Annotated in this window: 6 protein-coding genes, 2 tRNA genes and 2 pseudogenes; 7 read left to right on the forward strand and 3 right to left on the reverse strand. The window is 47.8% G+C overall.

The annotated features are described in order from the left end of the window. Positions 1-44: 44 nt before the first annotated feature. The 3 genes and pseudogenes from BMI79_RS22550 (at position 45) to BMI79_RS22560 (ending at position 1,803) form a co-directional block, all read left to right on the forward strand. A tRNA-Asp gene (locus BMI79_RS22550) sits at positions 45-121 on the forward strand. A gap of 113 nt (positions 122-234) precedes the next feature. Then, a pseudogene (locus tag BMI79_RS23205) lies at positions 235-754 on the forward strand (aldo/keto reductase); the annotation flags it as partial. 254 nt (positions 755-1,008) lie between these two features. Beyond that, positions 1,009-1,803 (forward strand): endonuclease/exonuclease/phosphatase family protein, encoded by a 795-nt coding sequence (locus BMI79_RS22560; RefSeq protein ID WP_076944385.1) that lies wholly within the window; start codon positions 1,009-1,011, stop codon positions 1,801-1,803. A gap of 63 nt (positions 1,804-1,866) precedes the next feature. Here BMI79_RS22560 and mltD read toward each other — a convergent pair whose 3' ends face one another. Further along, positions 1,867-3,243 (reverse strand): murein transglycosylase D, encoded by a 1,377-nt coding sequence (mltD, locus tag BMI79_RS22565; protein WP_095996180.1) that lies wholly within the window; start codon positions 3,241-3,243, stop codon positions 1,867-1,869. A gap of 72 nt (positions 3,244-3,315) precedes the next feature. After that, a complete protein-coding gene (gloB, locus tag BMI79_RS22570; RefSeq protein ID WP_076944386.1) occupies positions 3,316-4,071 on the reverse strand; it encodes a hydroxyacylglutathione hydrolase in 756 nt (251 codons plus the stop codon). A gap of 44 nt (positions 4,072-4,115) precedes the next feature. Here gloB and BMI79_RS22575 point away from each other — a divergent pair, with 44 nt between their 5' ends. Then, positions 4,116-4,835 carry a class I SAM-dependent methyltransferase gene (locus BMI79_RS22575; protein ID WP_076944387.1) on the forward strand — a complete coding sequence of 240 codons (720 nt, stop codon included), beginning with the start codon at positions 4,116-4,118 and terminating at the stop codon, positions 4,833-4,835. Here BMI79_RS22575 and rnhA read toward each other — a convergent pair. Beyond that, positions 4,832-5,299, reverse strand: coding sequence for a ribonuclease HI (rnhA, locus tag BMI79_RS22580; protein WP_076944388.1), 468 nt, complete (start codon positions 5,297-5,299; stop codon positions 4,832-4,834). The two genes, BMI79_RS22575 and rnhA, sit on opposite strands and share 4 nt — an antisense overlap. A 72-nt stretch (positions 5,300-5,371) precedes the next feature. Between rnhA and dnaQ the strand changes: the two genes are divergently transcribed. From dnaQ to BMI79_RS22595, 3 genes and pseudogenes are all read left to right on the forward strand, one after another. Next, positions 5,372-6,106 carry a DNA polymerase III subunit epsilon gene (gene dnaQ / locus BMI79_RS22585; RefSeq protein WP_076944389.1) on the forward strand — a complete coding sequence of 245 codons (735 nt, stop codon included), beginning with the start codon at positions 5,372-5,374 and terminating at the stop codon, positions 6,104-6,106. A 156-nt stretch (positions 6,107-6,262) separates the two neighbouring features. Continuing rightward, positions 6,263-6,339 (forward strand) — tRNA-Asp (locus BMI79_RS22590). Between the two features lie 1,487 nt (positions 6,340-7,826). Further along, positions 7,827-8,548 (forward strand): annotated as a pseudogene (locus BMI79_RS22595) (hypothetical protein); the annotation flags it as partial.

The following is an 8,548-nucleotide window of genomic DNA, read 5'->3' on the forward strand; positions in this document are numbered from 1 at the left end:
GGTGGTTTTGCCGGTACTGTAAGGTACTGCATGAAAGAATCGGTGGAGCGGTAGTTCAGTTGGTTAGAATACCTGCCTGTCACGCAGGGGGTCGCGGGTTCGAGCCCCGTCCGTTCCGCCACTTATTAATAAGCCCTGAGTCTATGATTCAGGGCTTTTTCATATGTAAAAATCGCCCGTTAGTGCCACTCCTCTCCTATGTTAGGATTATTATTACTTATTAAGCAAAAGTAGTTAGGCTATCGTGCGATAGATATCGCGCAGATTTATGAGAATGAAACCGCTGTGGGCCAAGCCATCGTTGCGAGCGGAGTGAAGTGGTAAGACTAAATTCAGGGAGAACTACATCACGATTAATCTGAAGCAACAAGCCATGAATGCGGTGGGGGCTGAAGTCATTGCCACTAATCAGGTTGAGCTTTCTCCGTATTTGCAGAACCACAAAGTGGTTGAGTTTGGAAAATAGCATGGTATTGCCATCACCTCTTATATGACATTGGCCTATAGTAAAGCACTACAGGATGGGGTGATCAATAACATAGCGAGAAACCGAAATGCTACAGCGGCACTGGTAGTTTTAGCTTGGACTCTGCAACTGGGCTACGCAGTGATTCCTTCATCAACAAAGCGTGAAAATCTGGCCAGCAATCTGTTGGCACAGCAACTTAAATTAACCGCAGAAGAGATGGCGCAGATTGCCAAGTTGGAATGCAATGGTCGTATGGTTAATCCCGAGGGTTTGGCACCAAACTAGGATTGATTGGCGCAAACGACCAATTTGGTATTTCAGGCCCGCATTTGCGGGCTTTTTCGCATTTATTACCTTTTAGCGTTAACCTTTACAGACGTATACGTTTCACTGATTGAAATCCCCTCTTGTCGTCTCTATAAATGAAAGAGTCTTCCTCCTAAAAGCCACACTGGCAGAGAGGCGCATACGTATAATCAATTCATTGTTGGTAGCAATGTTGTTACCAGCCTCATCCAAATGGGAAATAGGCGAATAGCGTGCCAAAACGAACTTATGCAATGAGGTATGTGGCAGGCCAGCCAGTTGAGCGAGTTTTCTCTGGTGCCATCCATCAGCCCCTACCGCCTGGGGCCGCATTACCTACGGCAGGGGCATTGCGGGTTATGGTATGGAATATCTTCAAACAGCAACGGGCTGATTGGCTCTCAGTGCTGAAAGACTTTGGTAAAGACGCACAGCTGGTGTTATTGCAGGAAGCGCAGACTACGCCTGAGTTGGTGAGTTTTGCCACGGCCAACTATCTCGCGGCCGATCAGGTACCCGCTTTTGTGCTGCCACAGCATCCCTCAGGCGTGATGACGTTGGCAGCAGCACACCCAGTGTATTGTTGCCCGCTGCGTGAACGTGAGCCCCTATTACGTCTGGCTAAATCAGCACTGATTACTGTCTACCCGCTGTACAACGACCAACTGCTGATGGTCGTTAATATTCATGCGGTCAATTTCAGCTTAGGTGTTGATGTATACAGTAAGCAACTGGATCCAATCGGTGAGCAGATTGCCAGCCATAAAGGGCCGGTAATCATGGCCGGTGATTTTAATGCTTGGAGCCGCAAGCGTATTAATGCGCTATATCAGTTTGCTGAGGACATCGCTTTGCATGAGGTGAGCTTTACTGACGATCATCGCCGCAAAGCGTTTGGCCGCCCGCTGGATTTTGTATTTTATCGTAACTTGCGCGTTGTCGATGCTTCAGTGCTGGTTACCGAAGCGTCAGATCATAATCCGCTACTGGTTGAGTTCCATCCTGAAATGGATAAACCGGCCTGGTAGAAAATCTATTGGCAATAAAAAAGCACCCGGCAGGACAGGGTGCTTTTTTTGTACTGAAACCTACTAGGTGTCCGGTGACACTTTGTTGTTCACAAACAAGGTCAGCTTAAGGCCTGGCTGCAAACTGCTGTTCTTACCAAGCCTGGTGTTCCAACGCATCACATCGTCGATATCGACACCGTGACGACGCGCAATACTGGAAAGCGAATCGCCTTTGCGAACCTTGTAGGTGATACTGTTGTTATCGCCGGTATTGCTGGCTACCTGCAACGTTTGCCCAACTTTCAGGGTGCTTTTGGCACGCAAGTTGTTCCAGCTTTGCAAATCACTCGGTTTCACGTTCAGCCGTTTGGCAATGGTAGATAACGTATCGCCAGAGCGGACCTTATACGCACTGCCACCAGACAAACTACTGTTCTTCGCCAACTGGGCTGGCGGTGGAATAATTTGCCCATCAGCCAACGAGTCTTTCAACTGCGCGGCATTGCCTTTCGGGACCATAATGTAATGAGGCCCGTTCGGCGCCGTGACACCTTTTTTGTAGCCCGGGTTATATGCTTTCATCTTGGTGACCGAAAGCCCCGCCATCTCAGCCGCCTGAGTTAGCTGGATCTGCTGCCCAACATCAATTCGCGCCAGTGCACGGGTTTCGTCAGATTTTGGTAATTTGACGCCGTATTTTTTACTGTGCTTGATGATATCGCTCAGTGCCAGCATTTTCGGGACATAGATTGACGTTTCACGCGGAAGCGACAAATCCCAGAACTCGGTGGACTTACCTTGGCGTTTATTCGCCTTCACCGCCTGCATGATGCGGCCTTCACCACTGTTATAAGCCGCGACGGTCAGTAACCAGTCGCCGTCAAACATGCGATTCAAGCGCTCCATCATATCAAGCGCAGCAGTTGTCGAGGCCACAACATCACGGCGCCCGTCATACCACTGATTGTTCTTCAGCCCATAATTACGACCCGTTTGCGGCACGATCTGCCATAACCCTGCGGCATTGGCATGCGACGTGGCGTGTGGGTCAAAAGCGCTCTCCACTATGGGTAGCAGTACCAGTTCCATCGGCATATTACGTTTCTTAATCTGCCCGACTATCCAGTACATGTACGGCTCTGCCCGTAATGTTACATCGTGGAGATAGCTCTTACTTTTTAGGTACTTTCTTTTTTGTTCACGGATCCGGGGATTTTCCGGAACCTCCATCTTCAGCTCGTCGCTAATGAAGTTCCACAGGTCTTGCTGTGCGGCGCTATTACCCTCTAACCACCGCGCCGAGCTTGCTCGACCATTCGCTGTGTACTCTCCTGCTTCACTTTCTTGACCTGCCGAAGACAGACTCTGTGCATGCTGCTCTGGTACCTGCACGCCCTTCTTGGACGCCTGGCAACCCACTAGCAAGACTGAGGCGAGAATTATCGCTTTAGCCTTCATGTGTATGTCAATATAGTTGCTTAAAAGACGAGCAACTATACTTTGCTTCGCCAAATAACACAACAAAAAGCTTTAGAAGCTATCTTTCCGGCGGCGTAATTCGGAAAAAACCGAATGAAGGCTGTCTGGTGGCGAATAAAGACCTATTTCTTTTTGTAAATCAGTATCATGGCAACGTAAAAAGAGATTAATTTTCCGCTCTAATTGTAACGTTGTGGGCACGCTAGGCTTACCTTTTACACGTAATCTCTCAACTTGTTGCTGATATGTTTCAATATCACGATCTTGTGGCAAAATAGCCCGTGAAAACTTAAGGTTTGAGAGAGTATATTCATGTGCGCAACAAATGAGAGTGTCATCGGGAAGTTGCGCGAGTCGTTGAATTGAGTGGTACATTTGCTCGGCCGTCCCTTCAAAAAGCCGGCCGCAGCCGGCAGAAAAAAGGGTGTCTCCGCAGAAAAGATAAGGTGAGCTGTAGAATGCGACATGCCCTAGCGTATGTCCGGGAACCGCGATAACGTGATAGTTTCGCCCGCTGATTGTGAGAGTTTCACCATCTTGCACCAAAGTATTCGCCCCTTTGCCGATCGTTTCTTGTGGTCCATACACGGCCAGCTCCGGGTATTGCGCAACAATTTCTGCTACGCCGCCAACGTGATCGCGATGGTGATGGGTCAATAAAATGGCATCAGGAGTCAATCGCAAGCGTCCTAAAGCTTCCAGCACTGGCTTGGCCTCACCAGGATCGACGATAACGCAGCGCCCATGCTGGTTATCCAACAACCAAATGTAATTGTCCTGAAAAGCAGGAATGCTGATAAGATTCATCGTGGACCCCTCGTTGGCAACGGCTTGAAAGAAGATAATAAATCATGAAACCAGCCCATACTCTACAAAAGCTCACCAGTCCATACTCTTGGGCAGGGTTGCCATGGGGAGAATACTACCGTGAGGCGCTTGAGCAACAGCTGCAACCTTGGTGGGCAAAGCTGTTTGGTTTTCATCTGCTGAAACTCGGTAACCTCAGTGCGGCGCTGGATACGGAAAAATGTGCCATATCGCATCAAGTTAACGTTGGTTTGGCGGGTGATAATCTGCACGTATTGGCCGATCCTTACCAATTACCCTTTGCTGCCAAATCGGTAGATGCCTGCCTGCTGGCCCACACGCTTTCTTACGCTGACGATCCGCACCGCTTGTTGCGCGAAGTTGATCGCGTGATGATCGACGACGGCTGGCTGGTGATCAGCAGTTTCAACCCGTTCAGCTTACTCGGGTTGGGCAAATTGATCCCGGGATTGCGCACACGGCAGCCCTATGTCAGCCGGATGTTTACGCAGATGCGCTTGTTGGACTGGCTCAGCCTGTTGAACTATGAAGTGCTGGAACAGACTCGCTTCCATGTATTGCCCTGGCAGCGTAAAGGCGGCAGGTTTTTAAGCACGCATTTGCCGGCATTAGGATGCATGAGCATGATTGTGGCGCGTAAAAGAACTTTGCCTTTGACACCGACGCCGATGAAAGTGGGAGCGAGAAAACCCGCTCTCAGCCGCGCGGTGGGCGCGACCAAGAGTTACCGTAAGCTGCCTTAGGTTTCGGGTTGATATCCCGTATCATCCTGTGTTGGATTCCCGGCGGCATCGCGTGCCAGCACGTCACAACGCTCGTTTTCCGGGTGGCCTGCATGGCCTTTGACCCATTCCCAGCGGATCGTGTGGCGGGCAATTGCCTGGTCTAAACGCTGCCAGAGATCGACATTTTTCACGGGTTTCTTATCTGAGGTCTTCCAACCGCGCTTTTTCCAGTTGTGGATCCAACTGGTGATACCTTGGCGTACATACTGGCTGTCGGTGCTGAGCACCACTTCGCAGGGCGAGGTCAGTGCTTCGAGCGCCACAATCGCCGCCATCATCTCCATACGGTTGTTAGTGGTTAAGCGGTAGCCTGCGCTAAAGGTTTTTTCGTGCTGTTTATAACGCAAAATTGCGCCGTAACCGCCGGGCCCTGGATTACCGAGGCAAGAACCGTCGGTGAAAATTTCTACCTGTTTGAGCATCTCTGGTAGACTCTTCCTATCAGTTTTACAAAAGCCAAGTCTGACATAAACGAGCGCTATGAGCACTGCAATATGATCTCTACACCAACCAGACAGATCGTTCTTGATACCGAAACTACCGGTATGAACAAGTTAGGGGTTCACTACGAAGGCCATCGTATCATCGAGATCGGGGCCGTGGAGGTGATCAACCGTCGCCTGACCGGGCGTCACTACCATGTCTATATTAAGCCGGATCGGCTGGTGGATCCCGAGGCTTACGGTGTACATGGTATCAGTGATGAATTCTTGGCGGATAAACCCACCTTCGACCAGATTGCCGATGAATTTATTGATTTCATTCGTGGCGGTGAATTAGTTATTCATAACGCGGCGTTCGATATCGGCTTTATGGATCACGAATTCCGCAAACTGCAGCAAGATATTCCGAAAACGGAAACCTTCTGTACTATCACCGATAGCCTGTTGATGGCGCGCCGTCTGTTCCCCGGCAAGCGTAACAACCTTGATGCCCTGTGTGGCCGCTATGAAATAGATAACAGCAAGCGAACGCTGCACGGCGCTTTACTTGATGCCGAGATTTTGGCGGAAGTTTATCTGGCGATGACCGGTGGCCAGACTTCCATGGCGTTCCAAATGGAAGGGGACACGCAGCAAACCGATTCGACGCAGGATATTCAACGCATTGTACGCCCGTCCACGGCCATGAAAGTGGTGTACGCCAGCCCTGACGAAGTGATCGCGCATGAGGCTCGCCTGGATCTGGTGGCTAAAAAGGGCGGAAGTTGCCTATGGCGTGGCGAATAATGTCTGCTTTAGTGTAAAAACACGGCGAACGCCGCATTATGCTGCCAAGGTCGTTGAAAAACTGTGCAAACGACTCTTTTTATAAGAAAAGGCATTGACGGAACGCAGGGGCAACCGTAATATTCGCTTCGTTCCTCCACAAGTAGGAACTGGCGCGGAGCGGTAGTTCAGTTGGTTAGAATACCTGCCTGTCACGCAGGGGGTCGCGGGTTCGAGCCCCGTCCGTTCCGCCAATCATTCAGACCCCAAGCTTTTTAAGCTTGGGGTTTTTTTATGCTCTTTAGGCAGTGCGATTCAAGTACATTGCTTTATTCGTGATGCAGATAGTTATCTTCATTTTGTTAGTGAAAGAGGCTGGGTATAAACCTTGACTCAGATTATCAATAACCATGTCCTTTATCATTTTTGGCAAGAACACAGCCAGTTATTCCATACTTATACCCATATTCACAAAAGAACATCGGTATTTATTAAGAAAAGTGAGTGCCAATATGAGCATGTTGGCGTTGAGTGATATTGTATAACTTGGTTTTGTCCACGTATACCTAAGGTGTTTCATGAATATTATAAAGTCGAAGTGGGTGTGTTGGTGTTTTATCTGATTATACAATTAAGAGGATAGGAGTGGTCGGCTCCTGAGGAAGACGGTGTCCGGTTCAAAACGGATGTTAGCGTGGGCTAAAATTCGTCATGTCGATGGTGTGAGCTCAGTGGCTTATCTGCACCAGCGGCAGTATACATATAGCAATAAATGAAACGGGTAGTGAGAGTAATCCTCTGATAGGTAGTATCAAAGTCGTAAGTGTCGTTTGGTGTAAGAAAAAACTGTACTTTTCTCGTCGTCTGTCCCTTCACATCAGCTCTTCATTTCAATTTGTCCTTTCTTTTTGTTTTTTTTTTAACTAATTGATATTAAATGAATTTTTTGTCATTAATTTTTGTGAAAGGGGAGTGACTAGCTTTTCATTAGCTCAGTTTTTCTCTTTCTTCATTTGGCTTAAAGTTCTGATTTTTCTGTTTTTGTAGTTTTTAATGTAATAAATTTAATTAAAACCAGCATATAAATGTTTTAAATTGATTTTAAACGCAGTTTTTTAGATTTTTATATTGTATGTTTGCATTTCGGCTTCTAAGAATGCTTTCTGTACACAGCATGTGTAAGATATTTCTTATCGATGCGAAGGGGCAACAGGGTTTTAGTTTTTTTCGACTACTTATTGACAAGTATAGTGTTGGTAATGAGGTGACGAGTCAGTGTCTTCATTACCAGTGAGCGGAGTACTCAGTATCTTTTAATGGGTATTCTAGTCATTAAGCTAAAGGTCATAATGAGCTATCAGTGCTTCCGCGATATTGATTGTTGAATAAGTGTTAGTTTAAACATAGTGATAGCGAGTGAACCTACATAATTTTATATGGAAATTTAATTTACCTGCAGAGGGATAAAAGCATGAGTTGTATAACCTAAAAATTGTCAATACACCTTAAACATCGGCAATAGCGTTGGTACTTGATGAATCTCTAAGAATTTTTTTTTGGGGATTATATTAAGCCAATGGCTTCCATGTTTGGGTCGGTTTTTAATTGCACTGTACCTCTGGGGTTTTTATTTAATCTACCTCAATGCAATTATTTTCCTCTCAATCGTAGGTACATTTCATTTTAAATAAAATGCGGTTCTCTTCGCATTTAATCATGTGATATTTGGAGTTACAAAAAGATGAGTAAGACCATCGTGTTAGCAGTTAATAGTGGTGAAGGAAAAACCCGTTTGTTGACTGCCAATGCCAGCAAAGCCGTTAAAGTTAAACTGATCGACGGTAACAAATACCTGTTGAAAAACTTGGGCAACGACTTTGCACCTGAAAACGTAACACTGGTGCGCGCTGGTAAAAATTTGCTTGTCTTGCAGGAAGGTGACGACCAACCTAGCATCATTATTGAAGATTACTTCAATGGTAATGCTAAACATCCTATTCTGCTGGGCATGGCAGAGGACGGGCAGTTGTATGCTTATGTGCCTTTATCCGGTGAAGGCTATGAAAGTGGCTACCTGGTTAGCGAAGGTGAGTTTTCCCCTGTAGCGCTGGGCGGTCCATCGTTGGGCAGCGGCAACGGTATCTTTACCTCCTCAGATGACAACCACGACGCCCTGTTTGGCCTGCTCGGCTGGGTGGCTGCAGCTACCGCCATCGGTGCCGGCGCAGCCATTGCCTATCATAACCGCAGTACTGACGATAACCAGACCGACAACACGCCACCGGCAACACCGGCTATCGGCCAGGCGTTAGACCAGACCGGTGCCGTTACCGGCGCCATTCAAAACGGCAGCGTCACCGATGAAACCCGCCCGGTTCTGAGCGGCCAGGGTGTGCCCGGCGATCTCATCACCGTCTATGACAACGGCCAAACCATTGGCAGCGTGGTGATTGACGGCAACGG

The sequence above is a fragment of the Serratia oryzae genome, assembly GCF_001976145.1.
GTDB lineage: Bacteria > Pseudomonadota > Gammaproteobacteria > Enterobacterales > Enterobacteriaceae > Chania > Chania oryzae.

What these genes read in the sequence shown, in the direction of transcription:
- gloB (WP_076944386.1), bottom strand. Translation starts at nt 4,071, where the DNA reads ATGAATCTTATCAGCATTCCTGCTTTTCAGGACAATTACATTTGGTTG.
- rnhA (WP_076944388.1), bottom strand. Translation starts at nt 5,299, where the DNA reads ATGCTCAAACAGGTAGAAATTTTCACCGACGGTTCTTGCCTCGGTAAT.
- mltD (WP_095996180.1), bottom strand. Translation starts at nt 3,243, where the DNA reads ATGAAGGCTAAAGCGATAATTCTCGCCTCAGTCTTGCTAGTGGGTTGC.
- BMI79_RS22575 (WP_076944387.1), top strand. Translation starts at nt 4,116, where the DNA reads ATGAAACCAGCCCATACTCTACAAAAGCTCACCAGTCCATACTCTTGG.
- dnaQ (WP_076944389.1), top strand. Translation starts at nt 5,372, where the DNA reads ATGATCTCTACACCAACCAGACAGATCGTTCTTGATACCGAAACTACC.